This window comes from Bacteroidota bacterium (assembly GCA_020161395.1).
In the GTDB taxonomy this organism is placed as follows: Bacteria; Bacteroidota; Ignavibacteria; order Ignavibacteriales; family Ignavibacteriaceae; genus UTCHB3.
Window position 1 is genome coordinate 101,447 of the sequence record JAIUOE010000007.1, and the last position, 25,092, is coordinate 126,538.

General features: G+C 42.8%; 25 protein-coding genes. 24 read left to right on the top strand and 1 reads right to left on the bottom strand.

What is annotated here, in order from left to right:
• The first annotated feature begins 114 nt into the window (after positions 1-114).
• From LCH52_12245 to LCH52_12350, 22 genes are all read left to right on the top strand, one after another.
• Positions 115-567 carry a hypothetical protein gene (locus LCH52_12245; GenBank protein ID MCA0389250.1) on the top strand — a complete coding sequence of 151 codons (453 nt, stop codon included), beginning with the start codon at positions 115-117 and terminating at the stop codon, positions 565-567.
• Positions 568-580: 13 nt separating this feature from the next.
• Positions 581-1,822 carry a transcription termination factor NusA gene (gene nusA / locus LCH52_12250; GenBank protein MCA0389251.1) on the top strand — a complete coding sequence of 414 codons (1,242 nt, stop codon included), beginning with the start codon at positions 581-583 and terminating at the stop codon, positions 1,820-1,822.
• A gap of 20 nt (positions 1,823-1,842) precedes the next feature.
• Positions 1,843-4,611, top strand: coding sequence for a translation initiation factor IF-2 (gene infB / locus LCH52_12255; protein MCA0389252.1), 2,769 nt, complete (start codon positions 1,843-1,845; stop codon positions 4,609-4,611).
• A 35-nt stretch (positions 4,612-4,646) separates the two neighbouring features.
• A complete protein-coding gene (rbfA, locus tag LCH52_12260; protein MCA0389253.1) occupies positions 4,647-5,018 on the top strand; it encodes a 30S ribosome-binding factor RbfA in 372 nt (123 codons plus the stop codon).
• Complete coding sequence (truB, locus tag LCH52_12265; GenBank protein MCA0389254.1) at positions 4,981-5,694, top strand: tRNA pseudouridine(55) synthase TruB; 714 nt, start codon at positions 4,981-4,983, stop codon at positions 5,692-5,694. Before rbfA ends, truB begins: the two co-directional genes overlap by 38 nt.
• Positions 5,694-6,626, top strand: a complete 933-nt coding sequence (locus LCH52_12270; GenBank protein MCA0389255.1) for a bifunctional riboflavin kinase/FAD synthetase — start codon at positions 5,694-5,696, stop codon at positions 6,624-6,626. The genes truB and LCH52_12270 overlap by 1 nt, the downstream gene beginning before the upstream one ends.
• Before the next feature lie 66 nt (positions 6,627-6,692).
• Positions 6,693-6,956 (top strand): 30S ribosomal protein S15, encoded by a 264-nt coding sequence (gene rpsO, locus LCH52_12275; protein ID MCA0389256.1) that lies wholly within the window; start codon positions 6,693-6,695, stop codon positions 6,954-6,956.
• A 10-nt stretch (positions 6,957-6,966) separates the two neighbouring features.
• The gene (gene pnp / locus LCH52_12280) at positions 6,967-9,081 is read left to right on the top strand and encodes a polyribonucleotide nucleotidyltransferase (GenBank protein MCA0389257.1); all 2,115 of its coding nucleotides are present in this window, start codon (positions 6,967-6,969) and stop codon (positions 9,079-9,081) included.
• A gap of 205 nt (positions 9,082-9,286) precedes the next feature.
• Entirely contained in the window at positions 9,287-10,855 is a 1,569-nt protein-coding gene (locus tag LCH52_12285) for an Rne/Rng family ribonuclease (protein MCA0389258.1), read from the top strand.
• An 88-nt stretch (positions 10,856-10,943) separates the two neighbouring features.
• Positions 10,944-12,026 (top strand): glycine cleavage system aminomethyltransferase GcvT, encoded by a 1,083-nt coding sequence (gene gcvT, locus LCH52_12290; GenBank protein MCA0389259.1) that lies wholly within the window; start codon positions 10,944-10,946, stop codon positions 12,024-12,026.
• A gap of 11 nt (positions 12,027-12,037) precedes the next feature.
• Positions 12,038-12,784, top strand: coding sequence for a 2-phosphosulfolactate phosphatase (locus LCH52_12295; GenBank protein MCA0389260.1), 747 nt, complete (start codon positions 12,038-12,040; stop codon positions 12,782-12,784).
• A gap of 11 nt (positions 12,785-12,795) precedes the next feature.
• Positions 12,796-15,171 (top strand): DNA translocase FtsK, encoded by a 2,376-nt coding sequence (locus tag LCH52_12300; GenBank protein ID MCA0389261.1) that lies wholly within the window; start codon positions 12,796-12,798, stop codon positions 15,169-15,171.
• Between the two features lie 24 nt (positions 15,172-15,195).
• Positions 15,196-15,786: an outer-membrane lipoprotein carrier protein LolA gene (locus LCH52_12305; GenBank protein ID MCA0389262.1), complete on the top strand. Its 591-nt coding sequence runs from the start codon at positions 15,196-15,198 to the stop codon at positions 15,784-15,786.
• The gene (locus LCH52_12310; GenBank protein ID MCA0389263.1) at positions 15,773-16,828 is read left to right on the top strand and encodes a flippase-like domain-containing protein; all 1,056 of its coding nucleotides are present in this window, start codon (positions 15,773-15,775) and stop codon (positions 16,826-16,828) included. The genes LCH52_12305 and LCH52_12310 overlap by 14 nt, the downstream gene beginning before the upstream one ends.
• Entirely contained in the window at positions 16,821-17,468 is a 648-nt protein-coding gene (locus LCH52_12315; protein MCA0389264.1) for a hypothetical protein, read from the top strand. The genes LCH52_12310 and LCH52_12315 overlap by 8 nt, the downstream gene beginning before the upstream one ends.
• An 8-nt stretch (positions 17,469-17,476) precedes the next feature.
• Positions 17,477-18,325, top strand: a complete 849-nt coding sequence (uppP, locus tag LCH52_12320) for an undecaprenyl-diphosphatase UppP (GenBank protein MCA0389265.1) — start codon at positions 17,477-17,479, stop codon at positions 18,323-18,325.
• Positions 18,326-18,459: 134 nt separating this feature from the next.
• On the top strand, positions 18,460-18,927 hold the full coding sequence (locus LCH52_12325) for a peptidylprolyl isomerase (GenBank protein MCA0389266.1): 468 nt from the start codon (positions 18,460-18,462) through the stop codon (positions 18,925-18,927).
• Positions 18,924-19,403: a peptidylprolyl isomerase gene (locus LCH52_12330; protein MCA0389267.1), complete on the top strand. Its 480-nt coding sequence runs from the start codon at positions 18,924-18,926 to the stop codon at positions 19,401-19,403. Before LCH52_12325 ends, LCH52_12330 begins: the two co-directional genes overlap by 4 nt.
• Positions 19,396-20,418, top strand: a complete 1,023-nt coding sequence (holA, locus tag LCH52_12335) for a DNA polymerase III subunit delta (GenBank protein ID MCA0389268.1) — start codon at positions 19,396-19,398, stop codon at positions 20,416-20,418. The genes LCH52_12330 and holA overlap by 8 nt, the downstream gene beginning before the upstream one ends.
• Positions 20,419-20,495: 77 nt before the next feature.
• Positions 20,496-21,083 carry a sigma-70 family RNA polymerase sigma factor gene (locus tag LCH52_12340; GenBank protein MCA0389269.1) on the top strand — a complete coding sequence of 196 codons (588 nt, stop codon included), beginning with the start codon at positions 20,496-20,498 and terminating at the stop codon, positions 21,081-21,083.
• 6 nt (positions 21,084-21,089) lie between these two features.
• A complete protein-coding gene (locus LCH52_12345) occupies positions 21,090-21,767 on the top strand; it encodes a hypothetical protein (protein MCA0389270.1) in 678 nt (225 codons plus the stop codon).
• Positions 21,768-21,915: 148 nt separating this feature from the next.
• Positions 21,916-22,578, top strand: a complete 663-nt coding sequence (locus LCH52_12350; GenBank protein ID MCA0389271.1) for a T9SS type A sorting domain-containing protein — start codon at positions 21,916-21,918, stop codon at positions 22,576-22,578.
• 63 nt (positions 22,579-22,641) lie between these two features.
• Here the strand turns inward: LCH52_12350 and LCH52_12355 are convergent, their stop codons facing one another.
• Positions 22,642-23,121 (bottom strand): DinB family protein, encoded by a 480-nt coding sequence (locus LCH52_12355; protein ID MCA0389272.1) that lies wholly within the window; start codon positions 23,119-23,121, stop codon positions 22,642-22,644.
• Between the two features lie 130 nt (positions 23,122-23,251).
• Here LCH52_12355 and LCH52_12360 point away from each other — a divergent pair, with 130 nt between their 5' ends.
• Both LCH52_12360 and LCH52_12365 read left to right on the top strand, forming a co-directional pair.
• Positions 23,252-24,334, top strand: a complete 1,083-nt coding sequence (locus LCH52_12360) for an Omp28-related outer membrane protein (GenBank protein ID MCA0389273.1) — start codon at positions 23,252-23,254, stop codon at positions 24,332-24,334.
• Between the two features lie 164 nt (positions 24,335-24,498).
• Positions 24,499-25,059, top strand: coding sequence for a class I SAM-dependent methyltransferase (locus tag LCH52_12365; protein ID MCA0389274.1), 561 nt, complete (start codon positions 24,499-24,501; stop codon positions 25,057-25,059).
• Positions 25,060-25,092: the final 33 nt, after the last annotated feature.

Below are 25,092 nucleotides of genomic sequence, written 5' to 3' on the forward strand. Positions count from 1 at the left end.
GAAAATTAATGCTGGAGAAAGATAGTATATTTGTTAAAATCCTTTAAAATTGCTATATTTGTAATCTGATTATTCGCCCTACGGACACAGGGCGTTTTTTTTTAGAAAGCAATTATGATTGACGCAATCAACAGAATAAAAGAGATATGCCTTCAGACAGTTGAAGAGCACGGGATGCTTTTCATAGATTTTGTAATGAAGGGTGAAGGCAAGGTAAAAGTTGTCGAATTGTACATCGACGGGGAAGAGGGTGTGACTGCTGACATTTGTGCAGCCGTCAGCCGGGACATCAGCAAGATAATCGATGAGGAAGACCTTTTTGAGGGACCTGTCAGGTTTGATGTTTCATCACCGGGGGTCAACAGACCACTGGTGCATTTGAAACAGTATAAAAAGCACACCGGCAGGGAATTCGAGGTAACCTACTCGGAAGGTGAAGAGAAAAAGAAAATAAAAGGGAAACTGCTTCAGGTTGAAGATGACCTTTTAACATTTGAATTAAACAAAGAATCACGAATTATTGGTTTTCAGAATGTTCTGAGTGCCAAGGTTAAAGTAAGTTTTTAGTGGAGGAAGAGAAATGAACGCAGACATAGTTGAATCGTTTGCGGCGATGGTGAGAGAAAAAGGAGTGGACAAGGATGTGCTTCATGGAATAATTGAAGACATCTTCGGATTGCTTGTTCGTAAAAAATATGGTGAAGAAGCAAACTACTCCGTAGTTGTTAACATGGACAGAGGCGACATCGAAATATTTCTTGTGAGAGAAATAGTCGAAGAAGTCGAGAATCCTGAAAAACAGATCAGTCTCGAAGAAGTGAACAGACTTGGTAATGAGGATGAGCTTGATGTAGGTGATGAGTATGTGGAGCAGTTAAAGCTGGCAACCTTCGGGCGCAGACTCATAAATCTTGCCAAGCAGAATCTTAACCAAAGGATTCGTGAAATCGAGAAAGAGATCATCCTGAACGAGTACAAAAGACTCGTGGGTGAGATCGTCATCGGCGACATTTATCAAATCCGCAAGAATGATGTTCTTGTAAACCACAACAAAAATGAACTTATGCTTCCCCGTGAAGAACAGATTCCTCACGAGAGATATTACAAAGGCAACACAATCAGAGCGATTGTGAAAGAGGTCAGAAGAGGGAAGAGCGGACCTGAAATTATCATTTCCCGTGCCGATACTGAACTCCTCAGAAGACTTATTGAACTTGAAGTGCCTGAAGTTTACGATGGAATAATCGAATTGAGAAGAATCGCCCGTCAGGCGGGTGAGAGAGCTAAAGTGGCTGTTGAATCGATGGACAAGAGGGTTGACCCTGTCGGTGCGTGTGTCGGTATGAAGGGTGTAAGAATTCATTCGATCATAAAAGAGCTTGCCGGCGAGAATATCGATGTTTTTGCATATTCTGATGATCCTGTTATCATGATCCAGAGAGCACTGGCACCCGGGAAACTGAAATCGATTGAGCTCGATGAAGTAAACAAAAACGCTGTGATTTTTGCTGAAGCATCACAGGCGGCGATGATAGTTGGAAGAAATGGAGTGAATATCAGACTTGCTATGCAGGTGACCGGATACAACATCGACTTCCACCGGATTGAAAAAGACATTGAAGATTATGAAGATGGAGTGGAACTTATTGAGTGCAAGCGTGAGCTTGGTGCCGAAGTTTACGAAACTCTTATAAACAACCGGCTTGATACTGTAAAAGATGCAATAAAAGCCGGAAAAGAAAAACTGCTTGAGATTTTTGAGGATGATGAGGAACAAGTTGACAGAATTTTGGACATCCTCAAAAACAGAATGCAGGATTAGAAAGATAGGATCACAGATAGATGTCTGAACCAAAAGAGCAAAAGATTAGAATTCACAATTTTGCGTCGCAGTTCAATGTATCTGCACAGGCTATTGTTGAGTATCTCAAGAAAAAAGGATACGATGTAAAGACCATCAACACTCCTCTGACTCCCGTGATGCTCGAGGATGTGAAGGTGCAGTTTAAAAAAGATATTGAACGGGCTGAAAAACATTACACAAAACTGGAAGAGTTCAACAGAAAACTCTCCGGCGTAAGCGATAAACCTCCGGTAAAAGAAGAGGTGCCTGCCCCTGTTGAGGAAGTTGTCAAAACAGAAACAGTCGAAGTGCCTCCTGTGAAAGAGGAAGTTGTGGTCCCCGAACCTGTTGTCGTTGAATCTGTGACACCTGCTCCCGTGGTAACGGTTGCGCAGGAAGCTGAAGTGAAGGAGGAGGAAAAACCACCTGTTGCACCTCCTGCAACAGTAACTGAACCTGTTCAGGTGAAACCTGTTGAGGAAGTTGTAGTTGAAGAACGGGTATCTCCTGAAATAGAAGCTCTGATAAAACCCGATGAGCCTGAAGAAACGGAGCCAACACCCGAAAAACCAGCCGAAGACAAGGGAATCCCCCCCAGAAAATACAGTTTCGATCCCCGTACCGGAAAGCAGATGGGTCTTAAAATTCTCGGAAGATTCGAGGCTGAGACACCTAAACCGAAGAAGGAAGAACCAAAGCCCGAATCGATCGTAAGGACGGAAGAAAAACCGGCTGTCGAGTCGTCAGAGGATGCGGAAAAGAAAAAAGCCAAGAAGAAAAAGAAAAACAAATCTAAAAAGAGGGAACAGGTTATAGAAGAAACCGAAACGGTTAAGAAAAAAGCCAAAGTAAAGAAATTGGAGATCGATCAGAAAGAAGTTCTGGAATCGATCAGAAAAACCATGCTTACCACAGAAGACTCTGTAATTTCCAACAGAGCCTCGATGCGTAAAAGAAAACGCAAAGAGAGAATGGAAGCACAGGAAAGACTCGATGAGCAGCGCAGGATAGATGAACAAATTATCAGAGTAAATCAGTTTATGTCTGTCTCTGAACTTGCAAATGTTATGGGTGTAAGTGTCGGAGAGGTAATCTCGAAGTGTATCGCACTTGGTCTTATGGTTTCGATAAATCAGAGGATTGAGCTTGACACCATCACACTTGTTGCCGATGAGTTCGGGTTCGAAGTTGAGGTGGAACAGGAATATACAAACGATGTTCTTGAGGATATCGGAGACAGTGAAGAAGAACTTGAACCAAGATCCCCCGTGGTAACGATCATGGGACATGTGGATCACGGTAAAACCTCCCTTCTCGATTATATAAGAAGTTCGAATGTGGTAGCCGGCGAGTCGGGTGGTATCACCCAGCACATCGGTGCCTACAAAGTTGAAGTTAACGAAGGCCAGTATATAACATTTCTGGATACACCCGGTCACGAAGCGTTCACCGCGATGCGTGCCCGTGGAGCTCAGGTAACTGACATTGTAATTCTGATTGTAGCCGCAGATGATGCGGTAATGCCCCAAACAGTGGAAGCTATTTCGCATGCTCAGGCTGCAAATGTTCCGATAATCGTTGCTATCAACAAGATTGACAAGCCGGGTGCAAATATTGAAAAGATAAAGCAACAGCTTGCCGACCGTAATGTGCTCGTTGAAGAATGGGGCGGAAGATATCAAAGTGTTGAAATTTCTGCCAAACAAGGTTTGCATATCGATGCACTTCTTGAAAAAGTACTCCTTGAAGCTGAAGTGCTCGACCTTAAAGCCAATCCGAACCGCGAGGCAAGAGGCGTTGTAATCGAGTCGCAGCTTGACAAAGGCCGAGGTGTCACCGCAACAGTTCTTATTCAAAAAGGAACACTGAGACAGGGAGATATCTTTGTCTGCGGTAACCAGCACGGTCGCGTAAGAGCGATGTTTGATGAGAGAAACAAGAAAATGAATGAAGCCCCGCCTTCTTCACCCGTACTCGTACTCGGATTTGAAGGTGCTCCACAGGCAGGTGATCAGTTTATTGTAGTGGATACTGAAAGAACAGCCCGTGAGATCGCTATAAGAAGACAGCAGTTGAAGAGAGAACTCGACAGCAAGCAGGTTCATCATATCACTCTGGATGAGATCTCGAGACAGATTTCAATCGGTGGTGTAAGTGAACTCCCAATCATCGTAAAAGGTGATGTGGATGGATCAGTGGAAGCTGTTTCCGACTCGCTTATGAAACTTTCCACAGAAGAAGTAAAAGTAAGAGTTATTCACAAAGGTGTCGGTGCGATTTCTGAAAGCGATGTTCTTCTTGCAAATGCATCAAATGCCATCATTATCGGTTTCCATGTGAGACCTCATATGAACGCAAGAAAGCTTGCGGAGACTCAAAAAGTCGATATAAGAATTTATAACATCATCTACGACGCCATCAACGAAGTGAAACAGGCTCTCGAAGGAATGCTCTCACCAATACTTTCCGAAGAAATTACCTCTTCAGTGGAAGTAAGGGATACATTCAAGGTGCCGAAAATCGGAACTGTTGCAGGTTGCTATGTCATCGAAGGTAAAATTACCCGAAACGACAGAATCCGTGTGATCAGAGACGGACTTGTGATCTTTACTGGCGAGATTTCCTCACTCAAGAGATTCAAGGATGATGTAAAAGAAGTGGATACCAACTATGAGTGCGGTATCAGTGTTCAGAATTTCAATGACATAAAGACCGGCGACATAATCGAAGGCTTCAAAGTTGTTGAAACCAAGAAAAAACTCGAATAATTTATTGATCTGTAAGACGGAATCGAGGTACTGAGATGGGACACAGAGTTGCACGACTTGAGAGTCAGATAAAAGATGAATTGAGCATGATTATGCTCCTCAGGTATCATGACAGGGAATTTGGACTGATAACCATTACGGCTGTAAAGCTTAGTCCCGATCTCAAGGTGGCAAAGGTATATTTTTCGGTGTTCGATAAAGAACAGAGGAAGAATGCCCTCGAAAAGATAACCGCGGAGATACCTTCAATAAGACATGAACTTGCTTCTAAAATAAGAGTGAGATTCATGCCTGAATTAAGGTTTTTCGTGGACGATACTTCCGACTATGTTGAAAAGATCGAGGGACTTCTAAAACAGATACACAAGAATGATAACCAGACCGGTAACGAGTTACAAGGAAATTGATTTCTCTGCCGGTCAGACTATACTGATTGATAAACCGTTGGGGATCACATCATTCGATGTGATCTACAGACTGAGGCGGGTGCTTCATCTTAAAAAGATTGGACATGCCGGCACTCTCGACCCAAAGGCTACAGGTCTTCTGATAATATGTACAGGGAAATCGACCCGTAAAATTGAGAGTTACATGGGTCTTGTGAAGGAATATACCGGAACAATTGTGCTGGGTGAACAGACTCCTTCGATGGACACCGAAACCGAGGTGCACATCAGAAATGAAAGCTCGCACATCAAGATCGATGACATACTCAGGGTTGCTGCCGGGCTTACCGGTGAGATTGATCAACTGCCTCCAATGTATTCCGCAGTAAGCAAAAACGGGCAACGGCTCTATACTCTCGCCAGAAAAGGTGAAACAATAGAGAGGGAAACCCGCCGGGTAACGGTTGAGGAATTTGAGATAACTTCCTGGGAGCATCCTGTGGTCTCTTTTCGTGTGGTTTGCTCAAAAGGTACATATATCAGGGTTTTGGCACATGACATGGGTGAAAAACTCGGTTGTGGGGCTTACCTGTCGTCCTTAAGAAGGACAGCGATCGGTGAATTCAGAGTGGAAGATGCGGTTACTATTGAATCGTTCAGAGAGATATTCAATGCAGATACAAGAGATGTGAGCTGATGAAAATTTATCGTGACCTCAGCGAAGTTCCAAAGTCAGACAAGACAGTGCTGACCATAGGCACTTTTGATGGCGTTCACAAGGGTCATCAACTGCTTCTCGATATTTTAATGACGAATGCCAAAAAGTCAGGCTGCAGGTCGCTTCTGATTACCTTCGACCCGCACCCGAGGCAGGTGGTTTTCAAAGGTGGTGACATTAAATTGCTCACAACCACAAGTGAAAAATTGCGTATTTTTGAGAACCTCGGAATTGATGAAGTTTTTATCATCAATTTTACACTCGATTTTTCGGAGCTGGACGCAGATTCCTTCTTCACAAAGTTTATATTAAATGGCACCGGAATAGAAGAAATAATTGTCGGATACGATCACCGTTTCGGAAAAGGGAGAAGCGGTGACGAAAATTTCATTAGAAAGTTAGCAGATAAAACCGGATTTAAAGTAACATATGTTGAGGCTGTAATGCAAAATCAGACCAATATCAGCAGCACGCAAGTAAGAAAACTCCTCGCCGAAGGCAATGTAAAAGGAGCTGCGGAACTGCTGGGACGCGAATATGAGATATTTGGAGAGGTTGTTCACGGTGACAAAAGAGGCAGAGAGCTCGGATATCCGACGGCTAATCTTGAGTGCGACTCCGAGAACAAGTTGCTTCCCGCCAACGGCGTTTACGCTGTAATGGTGGAAGTGGAAGAAAAAATTTACAAAGGCGTTTTGAATGTTGGAAGAAGACCGACATTCAACCTGAAGGACCTTGCTGTTGAAGTTCATCTGATTGAATTTCCGGGCCACGACCTATACGGAAAGACACTTCGCGTGAAATTCATCGACCGTATCAGAGGAGAGATGAGGTTTATTACAAAACAGGACCTCGCAAACCAGATAGACAAGGACAAAAATTCCGCTGTCGAAGTTTTAAAAAGTTTATAAACATTTAATTAATTGGCTCCGGTTGTTTCTGGGGTCGAATCGAACAAACAAAAACAGGAAAACACAATGACTAATCAAGAAAAACTTGAGATAATCAAAAAGTATGGTGAAAACGAAAAAGATTCAGGGAAGACCGAAGTGCAGATAGCACTTTTGACAAAGAGAATCAATGACCTGACCGCTCATTTTCAGGCACATGCAAAGGATCACCACTCGAGAAGAGGGCTTCTTATGCTGGTAGGCAAGAGAAGAAGATTGCTCGACTATCTTATCGCAAAAGACATCAACAGATACAGAGCAATCATAAAAGAATTGAATATTAGAAAGTAAGGCTTAAATAATGATATACACAAAAGAAGTTGAAATAGGCGGAAAAGTACTAAGCTTTGAAACCGGAAGATTTGCCCGTCAGGCAGCCGGTTCAGTGATGGTCAGATATGGCGATACGATGGTATTGGTCGCCGCCGTGGCTTCTCCCAAAGCACCTGAAGGGATCGATTTTTTCCCTCTTCAGGTTGAATACAGGGAAAAACTTGCCTCAGTAGGAAAATTCCCGGGTGGATTTTTCAAGAGAGAAGGAAAGCCATCGGAAAAAGAGGTACTGACATCAAGACTTATCGACCGTCCTATCAGACCTCTGTTTGATGACAGCTACAGAAATGAGACACAGATCGTAGCAACCACACATTCGTTTGATAAAGAAAACGATCCCGATGTAATTGCTATCGTTGGTGCTTCAGCCGCCCTTGCAGTATCGAATATTCCTTTTCTTGGTCCTATCGCAGGAGTAAGAGTCGGAAGAGTAAACGGCGAGTTTGTGGTTAATCCAACATTCGAACAGGTTGAACAGAGTGACATCGAGCTGATTGTAGCAGGAACAGACGACTCGATTATGATGGTGGAAGGCGAAGCTTCGGAAGTATCTGAAGAAGTGATGCTCGAAGCATTGAAATTTGCTCAGGAGCAGATCAGGAAAATTGTAACTGCCATCTCCGAACTTGCTGCCGAGTGCGGCAAACCAAAGATGGTCGTAACACCAAAGGAAATTGATCAGACACTTCTTGAAGAAGTAAAAGCCCTTGCATATGACAAACTTAAATCTGCAATCTACACTGTCATGGCAAAACAGGAAAGAAGTGATGCTTTCGATGCAATTTTTGCAGAGACAAACGAAGCGCTCGCTGAAAAATATCCAGAGCAGGAAAAAACAATAAATACATTTCTGCACGATTTCCAGTATGAACTGATTCGCAAATGTATTCTTGATGAGAATCTTCGCCTTGACGGCAGAAAAACACACGAGATCAGACCAATCACTGTCGATCTCGGCATACTTCCCCGCACTCACGCTTCTGCACTCTTCACAAGAGGAGAAACACAGAGTCTTACAACACTTACCCTTGGATCAAAAAATGATCAGCAGACCATCGACGGTTTGCTGGATGAGACTGTGAAGAGATTTAATCTTCACTACAATTTCCCTCCATTTTCAGTTGGTGAAGTTGGAAGATACTCAGGCGTTGGCAGAAGAGAAGTGGGACATGGAAACCTTGCTGAAAGATCACTCAAAAGAATGATCCCTGCTGAAAAGGATTTCCCGTATGCACTCCGTCTCGTAAGTGATATTCTTGAGTCAAACGGTTCATCATCCATGGCAACAGTTTGTGCCGGATCGCTCGCCCTCATGGATGGCGGTGTTCCTGTAAAAAAAGCGGTTGCAGGAATTGCGATGGGCTTGATAAAAGAAGGTGATCAGTTTGCCGTCCTTTCCGACATTCTCGGTAACGAGGATCATTTTGGCGATATGGATTTCAAAGTTGCAGGTACTGATGAAGGTATCACCGGATTTCAGATGGACATCAAGATAAAGGGTGTTTCGTTTGAAGTAATGGAGATAGCTCTTAGACAGGCAAAACAGGGAAGACTTCATATCCTCGGAATAATGAACAGTGCAATATCAGCACCAAGACCGGAACTTTGTTCCTTTGCCCCAACTCTTGCCACACTTCAGATTCCTACTGAACTTATCGGTTCGATCATAGGACCCGGTGGAAAGACAATTCAGGGCATGCAGAAAGAATTCGGAGTTGATATTTCGATAGATGATGACGGAACAATCCAGATTGCAGGTCCAAATGCAGAGTCAGCCAACGGTGCAGCTACAAGAATAAGACTGATGACCACTCAACCGGTTGTAGGCGAAGTTTACGACGGTGTCGTAACCAAACTCATGGAATTCGGTGCGCTGGTGGAAATTCTCCCCGGTAAGTCAGGACTCGTGCACATATCCGAAATAGATATGAAAAAAGTGCATAAAGTTACCGACTACTTCAAAGAAGGCGATAAAGTTAAGGTAAAACTTCTTCGCATTGAGGGCGGGAAATACAGTCTGAGCCGCAAAGCTCTTCTTAAGGAAGCAGCCGCAACTGCAGAAGTTAAACATAACGAAGAATAAATTTATTGGATGTCCCCTGAAGAAGGGGACATCCTCATCAATCACCAAGTTTTGAAAAGAATGATCGAGTTTCTCGGAAACTTCATCTTAATGTTTTATTACCTTGAACCCGAACCCAAAAGGCTCGCGGGTGGCGTACATCTAAGTGGAATTGGAATATTTGCAGTAGTTCAAAACCTGTTAAATACAAAGAGTTTAACTACCTATGTTAAAAGAAATTATTATAAATTCATCGAACACACAGACCCGTGTGGCGATAACGGAAGACGGGAAATTAGTAGATTTCTTCGTCGATTACTCCGAAAACCGGAGGATGGTTGGAGATGTGTATCTTGGCAAAGTAGCCAGGGTACTTCCCGGCATTAAAGCAGCATTCATTGACATCGGCATGAAGCACGATGGTTTTCTCCACTTTTCAGATATTGGAGAGAAAACCAAGGAACTTCAGGCAATGATTGATGAAGAGGATGATGAAGACGATAATGTGGCACGGGTTGCCGCAGACGAAGAGAATGCCATCGTCCAGACAAAATTCATAAATGGTGTCCCCATCTTGCAGAAGGGGGAACCAATCCTTGTGCAAATCACAAAAGAGCCCGTAGTCAATAAAGGCGTGCGGGTGAGTTCGGCTATTTCAATACCGGGCAGATTTTGTGTTCTCCTCCCTTACGACAACAAGATCGGTGTTTCGAAAAAGATTACGGACTTCCGCGAAAGAAAGCGCCTTCGTATTATTGCGAAGAGTCTTCTTCCCCAGAATTACGGTTTGATCATCAGAACTGTTGCCCGCGGTCAGGCGGAAGAGCAGATTAAAGATGACTTGAGAAGCCTCTTGAAACTTTGGAAAAAGATTCAGGAAAAGGCGAGAAGTGGAACCCCCCCTGCCATTATTTATCAGGATGTCTCGACCACTTCAAGTGTCATCAGGGATCTTTTCACCTCTGACATCTCAAAAGTGTACATCGACAACAAAAAAGTATTCAAAGAGATTAAAGATTACATTGCAGTCTCGCAGCCTGAGTTACTCGACAAAGTTGAACAGGTCCGATCAGAGGAACCGATCTTCGAAGCTTTCAAGGTTGAGGAGCAGATAAAAGAACTTTTCGCTAGAAAAGTGGCAATGAAGAGTGGCGGACATATCGTAATCGAGCATACGGAAGCGATGGTTGTAATCGATGTAAACAGCGGAAAATATGCAGCCAGCAAGGATCAGGAGTTGAACTCCCTGAAAACCGATCTGGAAGCAGCCCGCGAAATTGCGCATCAGTTGCGTTTAAGGGATATAGGCGGTTTGATCGTTATCGACTTTATCGATCTCGAGGATGAAAAGAACAGAAAGAAAGTTTACGATGAGCTCAAGAAAGAGTTCAGAAGAGACCGCGCGAAGGTATCCATTCTCCCTATGTCCGACTTTGGCCTTGTTCAGATAACCAGACAGAGGGTAAGACAGAACATCATGCAGGCTCTAACCGAGACTTGTCCCGTTTGCATGGGAACAGGCTTGCTGACGAAGAAGTCGCACCTCATTCATGAAATTGATGAATGGCTCGGTAAATACAGAACCGAGGCACCACATCGTTCGATTATTATTAAATGCCATCCATTCGTAGCGCAGAAACTCAAGGAAGGGTTCCCGAGTACACTCGCAAAGATGCAGATGAGATACATGCTTAGAATCAGAATTGAAGAGGATAATGCATTCAATTCAGATCAGTTCAAAGTTATTGCCCGTAAAACCAAACAGGATTTAACAGGGATTATAACAGATTTGTGATTTCCGGTTCCTCAATTTAGTATGAATTGAGAGAAAGAAATTTTATATTTATAGATTTGAAAAACGAAATTATAAGTACAGGTAAATCGTGAAAAAGACCAGACTTTATTCAGAACATGTGAAACATGGTGCCAAATTGGTTGAATTCGCCGGCTACAGCATGCCGATTCAGTATGAATCGATAATTGCCGAGCACAAGGCGGTAAGAAACAGCGTGGGGCTCTTTGATGTGAGTCACATGGGCGAAGTAATTATCGAAGGTGATGCTGCATTTGAATATGTACAGAACCTTACGATAAATGATGTATCCACACTCTTCCCGGGCAGAGTTCAGTATTCTGCAATGTGTTATGAGGATGGCGGTATCGTGGATGACCTGCTTGTTTACAAGCTTGATCAGAAAAAGTTCATGCTTGTTATCAATGCATCAAACATTGAAAAAGATATTGAATGGATGCACAGGAACAATACTCATGGAGTGAGCATTAAAGATGTAAGCGATGAGTTTACTCTTATTGCTGTTCAAGGTCCATATTCCAAAAAAGTGGTTGAAGCGGTATTTGGCATCAAAATCGATATCGAGTATTACCACTTCACTTATGGTGAGTTTGCGGGAGAGAAAGTTTTGATTTCGAGAACCGGTTATACGGGTGAACTTGGATACGAACTTTACTTCACAGGGGATGAAGAGATGGCATGCAAGTTGTGGGATGCTTTGATGAAACACGGCAATGATTATTTTATCAAACCGTGCGGACTTGGATCCCGCGATTCTCTCAGACTTGAGATGGGTTTTTGTCTTTACGGTAACGATATTGATGCGACTACAAATCCACTCGAAGCGGGTTTGGGCTGGATCACCAAACTGAAAAAAGAGAAGTTTACCGGTAAAGATTCTCTTCTGAAAATAAAAGAAGACGGTCTAAAGAGAAAACTTACACCCCTTGTTTGTCTCACAAAATCATTTCCGAGACACGGTTATGAAGTAATGGCAGGCGATACAGTTGTTGGTAATCTGACAAGCGGGACAGTAAGTCCTGTGCTCGATCAAGGAATTGCTCTTGCGTACATAGATGTAAATTACTTAAATTCTGACAGCAGACTTGAGATGATGGTTAGAGGGAACAGAATCCCTGTAAGCGTTACAAAGCTGCCCTTCATAAAGAAATAGACAGGGTTAAGATGCGAATTAATACTATATTGACTCCGTTAATGGTGGAAGAGCTGTATTTTGCCGGAAGGATAGCTGTCGTGATTGATGTACTGAGAGCGACAACAACAATCACCACGGCTATCATGAATGGTGCGAAAGAGATTGTGCCGGTGGGCTCACTTGATTTCAGTAAGATAGCATCCGCAAGTTCTTTTGGCGGAAGGACCATGAGGGGTGGTGAAAAGAATTCGAAGAAGATCGAGGGATTTGACCTCGGGAACTCACCATTTGAATATGTCGAAACCGTCGTAAAAGGGAAATCAATTGTCTTTTTTACAACGAACGGTTCCAAAGCCATCGTAAAAACCAAGTATGGAAGTGGTACCCTGATCTGTTCATTCCTTAATGTTTCAAAAGTTGCGGAAGTGCTTGTGAACCTTGGGAAAGAGTATGACATAGTTTGCTCGGGCAGACATGGAGATTTCAGTCTGGAAGATACTGTTTGTGCCGGAATGCTGATAAGTGAATTGCTCAAATTAAAAAATGATCTAACACTTTCAGATGCTTCAAAAGTCGCATTGGATCTTTACGAGAAGTACGGTTCCGATCTGCGGTCTCTCTTTGGAGTAAGCGAGCACGGCAAAATTCTTGAGACAGAAGGGTTTATTGAAGACCTTGAATACTGTGCACAGACCAACATTACCGACATCGTTCCTGTATTTGAGAATTCTTCGATTAAACTTTATGACCCTGCACATCATTTAACAAATAACTGATCCGGCACAGGATGAGCGGAAAAACGAAAAAAGACAGCGGCAGAACTTATTTTGAGTTATCGCAGGAGAAGAAGAAAAGGCTGTTGGGTCTTTTCATCATTTCGTTTTCCGTTCTCCTTTTTCTGAGCATCCTTTCATTTTCTCCCGCGGATGATCCGCAGGTCAGAAATGCATCGGTGAAGGCACTCCCCACAAAAAACTGGCTGGGAATAGCCGGAGCCTACATTGCCCTTTTCTTTGTCAAATCAGCATTCGGATATTTCTCCCTCGTCATCCCTGTAATCACCGGGATGTGGGGCTTTGTGCTGTTTAAAAAAGTTGATATTCGCAGACTGATTTACATTACCAATTTTCTTTTAAGTTCGGCTTTTATTCTCGCATCATTCTGGGGAACGGTTTATGCACTCGGTGGTATTGTCGAGGATACTGCGGTTATTCTTGCAGGCGGGCTTGGGAAGACCATGGGCGGACTCGCATATCAGTTTCTCGGAGGCATCGGGTCGGTCACACTTTTTGTAGTTCTTATGGTCACGGTACTGGTCATTACTTTTGATTTAAAGATTGACAGGTTTTTTGTATTTCTTGCCGACAAGGGAAAAGATGCATTCGAATCGGGTGTGAATAAAGTGAAGGAAAAATCGGAGAAGGTTTCTTCACAGAGAGAGGAGAGGAAATCGTCTCTCGAAAAAAGTCAGGATAAAATCAGCAAAGTGATCAAAGGGGAGAAATCGGAAAAACCACCCGTTTTTGCCGATGAACTTGAATTCGAACAGATTATCCCCGAACCGGTTCAACCGGTCAGACCGAAGCCTGTTTTTACCACTTCCGTCAAAACAAATCCCGATATTGTACCTCCACCCCCAAAAGTTGAGAGAGCTGTTCCTGAAGCAAGATTTTCGACAGATGATTATAGCATCCCTGACGGTGATTTTCTCATTAAGGCTGATGACTCGGGTCATTATGCCGAGGAGGCGGAGCTCGAGAGTAAAAAAATAAGATTAAAAGAAAAGCTCGCACTCTTTGACATTGAGATTGAAAAAATAGATACCACTGCAGGACCTGTGGTTACGCTGTTTGAAATTGTCCCTGCTCCCGGGGTGAAGATCAGCAAAATTCTGTCATTGGAAAATGATATCGCTTTGGCGCTTGCGGCAAAAGGAATAAGAATTATTGCTCCGATGCCGGGCAGGGGTACCATTGGTGTTGAAATTCCTAACGATAATCCATCTATTGTGCTCGCCGGTTCGGTTTTACCAGATCTTAAGAACAGCAAATGTTCCTTGCCGATAGCCCTTGGAAAGTCGATTTCGGGACAGACTTTTGTGGATGACCTTGCACGGGTGCCCCACCTTTTGATTGCAGGAGCCACGGGATCGGGAAAATCGGTTGGTGTAAATATGATTATTGCATCGCTCCTTTTTTCAAAGTATCCATCCGAAGTGAAGTTTGCTATTATTGATCCAAAGAAGGTTGAGCTTTCTGTCTATGAGACATTAAAGCACCACTTCCTCGTAAAATCTCCCGATATCAGTGAGTATATAGTTTCATCGCCTCAGAGTGCGGTAATTTTGCTTAAATCTGTTGTGCTTGAAATGGAGCTCCGTTACGACAAGCTTTCGAATATCGGAGTGAGGAATATAGTTGACTATAACAACAAGATAAAGACAGGCACTATCAAACCAAAAGGGGATGATGATGCCTTGCTCCACAGGTTTATGCCTTACATAGTGGTTGTGATTGACGAGTTGGCGGACCTTATGATTACAGCAGGCAAGGATGTGGAAGAACCGATTGCCAGACTTGCTCAGATGGCAAGAGCGGTTGGAATCCACCTTGTAGTTGCAACTCAGAGGCCTTCTGTTGATGTAATCACAGGTGTTATTAAAGCGAATTTCCCCGCAAGAATTGCATATCAGACCGCCCAAAGAACCGATTCGCGTACCATTCTTGATATGAACGGTGCCGAACAGTTGCTCGGAAGAGGTGACATGCTTTATTTGCCTCCCGGCACTCCAAAACCGATAAGAATCCAGAACGCCTACATCACCACTGATGAAATAGAAAAACTGATCGAAGTGGTTTCAGAGCAGCCGTATCCTGATGAAATTTATGAATTGCCTTCGCTTATCGACAAAAAGGGAACTGATGCCGGAGCGTTGAATGATCTGGATCCGCTCTTTACCGAGGCTGCACAATCTGTGGTTCGAAGTCAGCAGGGTTCTGTCTCTTTCCTTCAGCGGAAATTGAAGGTTGGATATGCAAGAGCTGCAAGAATAGTTGATCAGCTCGAAGCTGCAGGTATCGTTGGAGCAGGAGAGGGAAGCAAGGCAAGGGAAATACTGGTTGAATCAGATGATGAACTTGAAACAATATTGCGGAATCTGTAGTAAACCATGAAAAAGGATATTTTTATGAAAAGCAAAATTTTTATTCTTGGCTGGGTGATTGCGGGCATGTTCATGCCTCTTGTTGCTCAGAATGCTACAATTCAGGCAATTCAAAAGAAATTCAACAGTCTTACCGACATTTCAGCATCATATCAGCAATACAGCGGTAAAACGCTTGTTGCCAAAGGTACCTTCTCCTATAAAAAAGAGAACAAGGTCAGACTGACATTTGGAAACAACCTGATAGTCAGTGACGGTAAAACGAACTGGAATCATGACAAAAAGCAGAACAAAGTGATCGTCACAAAAGTAGATAACAAAGCGGTTTCTCTTCTGAGTGTCAATAAATTGATTAACAACACTCCAGGTGACTGCGATCTGTCGGGATCGGGAAATACCGTTAAGATGACTCCCAAAAAAGGGAAGCAGCTTGGATTCAAATCGGTTGAGATAACAAAAGACGGGCAGGATCTGATTTCATCTATAACTATTGAAGACAATTCAAAAGTTTTGATGAAAATAAATTTTTCAGGATATTCACTGAACAAAGGAATACCTGACAGTGATTTTACTTTCAAACCATCCGGAGATATTAAAGTAGTTGACCTCCGCTAAGAAGAAATTCTTCTCACCCCGCGACATAATTGTATATGTGTTATCATTAGGGCTTGCTGCTCTCTTTTTATATTGGGCATTCAAAGGTGTTGATACCTCGCAATTATGGGGTTTTATAGAGGGAGCATCAATCTGGTGGATTGTGGCTCTTGTTGCTTTTCAGATGGCGGCTCACTGGTTCAGAGCTCTCAGATGGAAAGCCATTATGGAATCCCTGAAGCCTGATGTAAATTCGTTTAATCTTTTCGGAGCCGTTCTCATCGGATACGGTCTGAATAATATAGTCCCAAGACTCGGAGAATTAGGCAGGGCAGTAGCTGCAGGAAAATCAGAGAATATGTCGAAAACCTCCATTCTCGGAACTGTAATTGTGGAAAGAATAATCGATATTCTTCTTTTCGCATTTGCGGTTATTTTGAGCGGATGGATATACGAGGGAGATATTTACTCCGGTGAATTGAGCTGGCTTAAGTTGACCATTACACTTGGTACAGGTGGATTTCTTGCACTTATTGTGTTTGTTGTTCTCCTTATCAGGTACAAAGAGAGATTTTCAGAGTTTATCACTTCGTGGATCGGTAAATTTTCACCCAAAGTTTCCTTGAAACTCGAAGAGATTTTTCATAAGATGATAATCGGCTTTTCCTCTCTTAAGACCACAAAAAGCTACATCAAGACGATAATCTACAGTGTTCTGATTATGCTCGGGTATGCCGCAACAAGCTGGGCAGGATTTCATGCACTTGGACTTGATACAAGTTATTCACTAGGGCTATCTGCTGCATGGATTATCATGAGTATCAGTTCGATAGGGGTAATAATTCCTACTCCTGGCGGCATAGGAAGCTATCACACCATAACTAAAACAGCAATGCTTATGCTCTACGGTTGCCCTGAGGCACTGGGTCTCGCCTATGCTACATTTCTGCATGGAGTTACATATATTCTCCATTTGCTGGCTGCAGTCATATTTCTCATTTATTTCAAGTTTCGGCTTCCGGGCGTTCACACAGAGGATATAATAGATATTGAAGATGATTAAATTTCCAATAAAACCGTTTGTTTTCTTTTTTCTTCTTACGACTGGTCTGTTTGCACAGTGGGAAGGAAGAGTCAGCATGGGGTTGAACATGACAAGTTCCGCCAACCTTCGTGATTATGTAAATGAAAATTTCGCCTCACCCGGTGATTACATGGCAGACATAAACTCCATGATCGAATTCTCAGGCGAAGCAGGATACAGTGCCGGGGATAAACTTCAACTTGCTGTCGAAGGGGCATACGCCTTCAATTCGTTTACGAATATTACCATGAACGGGAAATATGAATTGAATTACAAATTTATTTCTCCGACTGCCATGGCATACTACATGATCAAGGGTGACGGATACAGCTTCAAACTGGGCGGTGGAGTCGGACCAAGATTCCTGGTCGTAAACGAGATAAAACCTTTTGTAGTGACCGGTCTGGACTATACTTCCACCGGATTCGGAGTGGTATTAAAAGGCTCGGGATCGACGGCTTTGTCAAAAACAGTTTTTGCATATATAGGTGCGGATGTAAGATATGATGCCGGCGGAACTCCAAAAAACAACGGTAACAGTCTGAAACACCGCGGGAGCGATCTTTCGATCAATTCCCTATCGTTCGGGCTTAAATTAGGAATTTCTTTTACTTTTTAAGGAATTAAATGTCAATTCTCGAAGCAATAATCCTTGGCATAGTACAGGGAATCACCGAATTTTTACCAATATCCTCAACTGCGCACCTTACCATCACGGGTAAGATGCTCGGGTTGATAAACAATAATAAACCTGAAGAATGGACAGCGATCATTGCCATAATCCAGCTTGGAACACTCGCTTCAATTCTGATATATTTTGCGAAAGATATATATAACATTGTCATAGAGTTCTTCAGGGATAACCTGGTACAGAGGAAAAGCTTCAAAGTGCAGTCGTTGAATGCAAGGCTTGGATGGCTCGTAATAATCGGAACACTTCCGGTCGTAATAATTGGTTTGGGCTTTAAGGATATTATTGAAGGAGCCCTCACCAAGAATCTTTATGTTATTGCTACTTCCCTGATTGTTTTGGCGATTGTACTCTTTATTGCAGAGAAAACTGCGAAATTCAAAAAAGGGATTGAAGATGTCGGGATAAAAGAAGCCATCGTGGTTGGAATTGCACAGGCTTTGGCACTTATTCCGGGGTCATCCCGATCCGGCACAACAATAACCGCCGGACTTTTTATGGGTATGAACCGTGAAGCAGCAGCCCGTTTCTCTTTTCTGCTAAGCATTCCTGCCATACTGGCGAGTGGATTGCTCCAGCTAAAGGAAGGTCTGAAATTCCTGAACAACGATCATTTATTTACCATAGGCGTGGCAACGGTGGTTTCGGGAATCAGCGGTTATCTTGCAATCGATTTCCTGCTAAAATTCCTGAAGAAAAACTCAACGAACCTTTTTATTGTTTACAGAATTGTAGCCGGTCTGATAATACTGGCACTTTTAGCTTCAAAAACAATTACACCATAACGGAGAAGTGAATGCGTAACCTTTTATTGGCAACTCTTTTTGTGCTTATCAGTTTTACGGGCTGTGCCCAAAAGAAAGAAAACACGGCTTCAGACAGACCTGTTTTTAATTATGACACCCTGACTGTTGCGGTAATGAAAACCAACATGGGTGTTATCGAGATACAACTGTATCCAAAAGAAGCTCCAAAAACAGTTGAAAACTTTACCACTCTGGCAACTCAGGGATACTATAACGGTATCATTTTTCACCGTGTGATCGAGAATTTTATGATTCAGGGGGGTGATTCCACCGGTACCGGGATGGGCGGAAGATCGATATATGGCGGCGATTTCGGTGATGAGTTTGTAATGGGACTCGTTTTCGACAAACCCGGATTTCTCGCAATGGCGAACAGGGGTCCGAATACCAACACTTCACAGTTTTTCATTACAACAGGCAAGACCGACTGGTTGAATTATAAACACACCATATTTGGTGAGGTAATCACCGGATACGATGTGGCTGAAAAAATCAGCAAAGTCAAGAAGGGCCCACAGGACAAACCCGTTGAGCCGGTTGTAATTCAAGAGATTAAAATAGAGAAAAGGAAGAAAAAATGAGTAAAGTAACTGCAACCTTCAATACGAGCATGGGTTCTTTCGAAGTGGAATTGTATGCAGACAAGACACCAAAAACCGTGGAGAACTTCACCAGTCTGGCAAAAAAGGGATATTATGATGGTGTTATATTCCACAGAGTAATAGCAAATTTCATGATTCAGGGTGGTGACCCTACCGGTACAGGTCGTGGTGGTGAGAGCATCTGGGGACCGAAGTTCAAGGATGAAATTGTAAAAGACCTCAGGCACACAGGACCCGGAATCCTCTCGATGGCGAATGCCGGTCCTAATACCAACGGCAGTCAGTTTTTTATAACACTTGTTCCGACACCATGGCTCGATGGTAAACATACAGTTTTTGGTAAAGTGATCTCAGGAATGGATGTGGTTGAGGAAATTGGAAATACCGAAACATTCAAGCCTTTCGACCGTCCCGTTACAGATGTGGTAATTAATTCGGTTACTGTCGTTGAGTAAAAAATTTCAGGCACCGTTAATTTCACTTGTTGCCCAGGATATCCGGGCAAAGAAATTAAAACCTGTTTATTTTTTTTACGGCAAAGACAGTTATGAAATTGAAAAAAGGACTCAGGCAATACGGAAATTCGTGGAGCCTGAGATTCCTTTTGAATTCGACATACAGATGTTTCAAGGGTCGTCAACCAGTGTAGACGAACTGCTTGACTTTTGTCAGTCATTCCCTCTTGCCGGCGACAGACGACTGGCGATAGTGAAGAACTTCAATTCGCTGAAGTTTGACGGGCGGAAGTATAACTCACATCTGACAGGTTACTTTAAAAATCCGTCTCCTCACACAACACTTGTTATGTTGTATGATGACGCTGCATTCCCCGATAAAGAGCCCTACAAGACTCTTGCTGAACTGAACTATGTGTTCGTGGCAAGGACACCCGATTTTGATGATCTTGTTGAATGGGTATCTGCAACTGCAAAGCTCTCTGGTAAACGGCTGGAGAAACACGATGCGGAATTGCTTGTCAGTCTGACCGGCGATGACAAACTGATGATCGAGATGCAGCTCGAAAAACTGATCGAGTTTTCAGGAGAGTTCGATGAGATATCTGCAGATATGATAAAACGCTCGGTCGCCCCGACCAAGCAGTTCACCATTTTCGATTTTATCGACAAGGTTTTGATAAAAGACAAACCTGCGGCACTCAGGCTTCTCGGCAAGATCCTGAATCAGGGGGAGCCAGCACTTCTTATCCTGTTTCACCTGAACCGTCAGTTTTCCACAATTCTTGCAATGAGGGAGTCACTCTCTGCGGGCAGGAACGATTTTGAGGCTGCGTCAGAGGCAGGCATTCAAAAATGGCAACTCGACAAGTTGAAACCGGCACTTAAAAAATTTTCGTTTAAGGATTTAAGCCTTGTCTATGCAGCACTTCTAAGGGCTGACATAGCCTTAAAAAGCAGTGATACTGATGAAAAAACGGTCCTCTTTACTGCACTAAACGAAATTTTAATTTAAAAATCTTTATCTTAATTCCGAAATATTCAAAATTTCTCCTCTGAAACATTTTCCTAACAAGTTGAGTATAAGATACATTGAGCGACAAAAGGTTAAGAGATCAAACTGATGAAGAGTTGATTCTCGAATTCCAGAAGACAGGCGATACAGATATTTTTGAAGTGCTGGTTCAGCGCTACAAAAATCCGCTGTTCAACTTTGTGTTCCGTTTTTTAGGTGACAGAGATTCCACCGCAGATGTGGTTCAGGAGACTTTTATAAAGGTTTACAAGAACAAGGATTCTTACAAAACCTTTGCAAAATTCTCCACATGGATTTACACAATTGCCGGTAATCTCGCCAAGACAGAGCTTCAAAGGAGAAAGAGGAAGAATCAGGTTTCCATCAACTCATGGGGAGAGGATGAGGAAACAATGGAGCTTCCGGACGGCGGACCCCTGCCTGACAAGCTGGTCGATATGGGAATAAAGAACAAAATGATTCAGGAAGCTCTCTTAAAATTGCCCGAAGTCTATCGTGAGATGATAATTTTACGGGATATTCAGGAGTTGTCTTATGAAGAAATAGCCGAGGTGATGGATATCTCCATCGGAACGGTTAAATCGAGGATAAACAGAGGTCGTTCTCAGTTACAAGAGTTATTGAAAGATATTTTTAAGGAATGAGTTTTTATGGAGAACAACAACTTACTTAATGATGATGAGCAGTTCAAGGAACTGAGGCATCTTCTGAAGGAGATGCCGAAGCTTGATGCTCCTCCCGGATTTGAAGCGGATTTGATGCGAAAGATCAATTCCGAGAAATTCGCAGCGGCAAAACCCGGTTTGTGGGAAAGAATAACAGCTTTTATAAAACCTGTACCATCTGCAGTGGCTGTCGGTGCAGTGGCAATAGTGGCAGTGGTTCTGCTCGTTAACCGGCCCGGTGATGAGATAATGCCGAAAACTGATGCACCGGTTCCTCAGAATCAAACTGCAGCGACTGATTTTTCGAAGTCGGGGAGTAATCAGGATAAAAGTCCCGAATTTGAGAGCAAGGAGCAAAGAAAACCGGTTGAAAAGGCTACACCTCCACCACAGAAAGCCTATGCCTCCAACGATTACAAAAGCAACGAAACCAAAGATGGTGTGACTGCTGAAAGAGGCGGGGCATCCGATCAGCCCGCGATGACCAGTGCAGCGGTTCCAAACGGTGCAGTTGCCGTTGAAGCTAAACCGGAGAGCCTTAAAGCAAAATCGAAATCCTTCCCCAAATCAGGAAATGTTACAGCGCTGCAGAGTGCAAATCAGATACAGAAGAAGCTTGATTCGCTGAAGAATCAAAACAGAGATACAAATATCAAAAATTGATGGAGTTAGAGACCTAAAATTTTTACATATTGTGACAGAAATCGCTTCATTTCAGTTTTTAAACCTGAAAGAAGCGTTTTTTGTTTTAAAGGTTTGTTTTAATAATATATTGGTATTATATTGCTCCTCAATTTAATCGGAGATTTTAATGAAAAATGTAATATCACTCGGTGTGGTATTTTTAATAGCGGGTGCAATATTCTTTGAACTGGATTCACGCAGTTTCAGAGTTACTCAAATTCCCAACGGTTCCAAGTTTTCATGTGCAAACTGTCATGTTTCAGCTGCTGGCGGCGGAACCCGTAATCAGTTCGGTCAGACAATAGAGAATGCATTTTTAGTGAATGACAATGTAATGTGGGATGCCACACTCGCAAGTCTCGACAGTGACGGAGACGGTTTCAGTAACGGCGTTGAGTTACAAGACCCGAACGGCTCGTGGAGAACAGGTCAGGGTGATCCGGGTGTTTTTGCGAATGTTACCAATCCGGGCGACCCTAACAGCAAACCGGCACCAAATGCCATAAAAGAACTGAACGGTACACCTGAAGGATTTGCACTTTTCAATAATTATCCGAATCCGTTCAATCCTTCCACAAGGATCAGATACTCGGTGCCGGTTGCCGGAAATGTCAGTTTGAAGGTCTACTCTCTCAACGGCGAGACAGTCTTCTCGCTGGTTGATCAATTTCAAGAGGCAGGCACATATGAAGTTGATTTTACAGCGGTTTCAGTTGCGAGCGGAGTTTATTTTTATAAGCTTGAATCAGCAGGAAATGTTCAGGTAAAAAAAATGAACCTGATGAAATAACTGCTTTTTTTAGAAATTTAAACAGGATGAGCAAAATTTGTTTTACTCATCCTGTTTTTTTTGTTATTTCCTGTCGAGAAAAAGCCAGTAGATGTAGTCGGTCATTTCAGGTGTTCCACCAAGCTGGCGAAAACGGGATGCGTTCTGTCCTCTGTGGTAGTGGGAGTGCATGGCAACCTGATTAATTGCCTCAAAAAATGAAAAGCCGTCACCTGCATCCTTGAACCATGGAATACGAACGACATTATTCATTTGTTCATCAGTCAGATTTGAGACAAAAGAAAGAAGCTCCTTCCCGGTATTTTCACCGAGTTTTTTAAGGTCCTCCAATGTAAAGTCAGTTGATCTTTTCCTTTCAAGCGGTTTGCCCGTGAGAATTTTAAGAAAAGCAAACTGAACAAAATGTATATGGAAAAGTCTTTCAGAAATTTCCTTGTCTTCGAATGACTCTGGTTTTCCTTCCATCATTTTCCAGTGTATAGCGTCAGCCCAGGCCATGTGTTTCATTAAATTTATGAGGTGTTGTTTCATCTTGTTTTTCATTAATGTGATAAAATGCCGGGACTAATTTAAGAAGAAATCAGGAATCTGTAAAGTAATACCGGAAAAGTATTAATTGTGTGTTGATTTTCCTGTAAGTAATTTGTACATCATTAATTAAAAGATTTCTTCGATGAAAAATCTGTACAAATTTTTACTTCTCTTCTCGTTCTCCTCTCTCTTTTTCTCATTTGAGTCTGAAGCTCAGGCAGTTCGCAATCCCGTTCTTGAATACTGCACGGGGACATGGTGTCAGTATTGTCCCTGCGGTCATACAGTGATACATGATGTGATAATGCTGTACAATCCGAATACTGTGGTTTTGGCATATCACGGACCAACAAATTCCAGTGATCCTTTCAGGGTGTTTGCGGGAAACACGATCATTTCAGCCATGGGTTTTTCGAGCTATCCGACAGGAATTGTGGACAGGCTAACGGCTCCACAGAGTAGAGGTGCCTGGGCAGGACAGGTATCGAACCGCTCTTATGCCCCTCCAAAGGTAAGCATAGATGGATTCATCGGCTTCGAAAAGGACAGCAATAAAATCCATGTGAGAATAGTGGTTAAGGCACTCGCAGCTATTGCTGAAATCCCTGTAATCAACTTTATTCTGACCGAGGACAAACTTGTTGCCACACAAACAGGAAGTGTGAGCGCCGGTTGTATAGGCGGGGCAGACTATATCCACGATAATGTTGTCCGCTCAATGTTGAATGGAGCACTCGGAAATGAACTTGCGAAAAGCGGCTGGCAGATTGGCGATTCATCTGTAGTCGACACTTTTTATTATGTTCCTTCCAATGTCGCATCTGTGAACAATCTTTCGCTTAATGCTTTTGTTTATTCCAAGAAATCACCGTTGAATCAAAGTGAAATTCACCAGGCAAGGAAGTGGAAACTCTCCGACTACCCCGTGGATGTGAAGGATATTTCAAATCTGCCGGTTCCCAGTGAATACACCCTTGGACAGAACTATCCCAACCCGTTTAACCCCGGTACAAAGATATCGTTTTCCATTCCGAAGTCAGGATTTGTTTCGCTGAAGGTTTACGATCTGACGGGGAAAGAAGTGGCAAACATTCTATCAGGTGAACTAAACAGCGGGAATTATTCCGTTTCTTATGATGCTTCAGCTCTTCCTTCCGGTGTATATTTTTATCAGTTGCAGGCAGAAGGAGTGAAGATTAGTCGGAAAATGAGTCTTGTGAAGTAGTAGAATTTTCAGAAAAGATAATTCAAGCAGCAGCGGGATGAAACCGTTGCTGCTTTTTTGCTTACTTACCCCAAAATCAACAGACCGGTAAAGGTTACGGCGAATCCACTTTAATAACTATCCTTAAATCCGTAGATTGCGGAGTTAAATTTTAAGGATTTCTAATGACTAAACTTAATCTCGGTTGCGGGAAGGATATTCGTCCGGGTTATGTCAATCTCGATGTGGTTGACTACGGCGGTAACGATATTCATGACATAAACACTTTTCCCTATCCCTTTCCCGAAAATTATTTCGACGAGATATATTGCTCACATATTCTGGAGCATATCGACAATTTTTACAAGGTAATAAATGAATTGTATCGTATCGCAAAACCGGATGCGACAATGATAGTTTATGCCCCCTTCTTTCTGAATACCAAATATTTCGGAGATCCCGACCATAAAATTCCGTTTTCAATCAGGACATTCGATAACTATGAGTACATCGGAAACAGAAAACTGAAGTTCTATGAGAAGTGGAAGTTGAATCACCGCACGAACTATGAGGGGCAGGCACAGTTTGAGGTGATAGAGAAGAAATTCATAACATCCCATTTTGCAGCATTAAAATGGATGGATTTCTTTGTCAATATTGAACCCGTGATGTATGAAAGATTTTTCGGAGGGATTTTCTCTCCCGAGGAAGTATATTTCAAGCTCAGGGTTGTAAAAGGAAAATAATCGCAATTCAGTCTCAGGGTTGCAGGTTCAAAG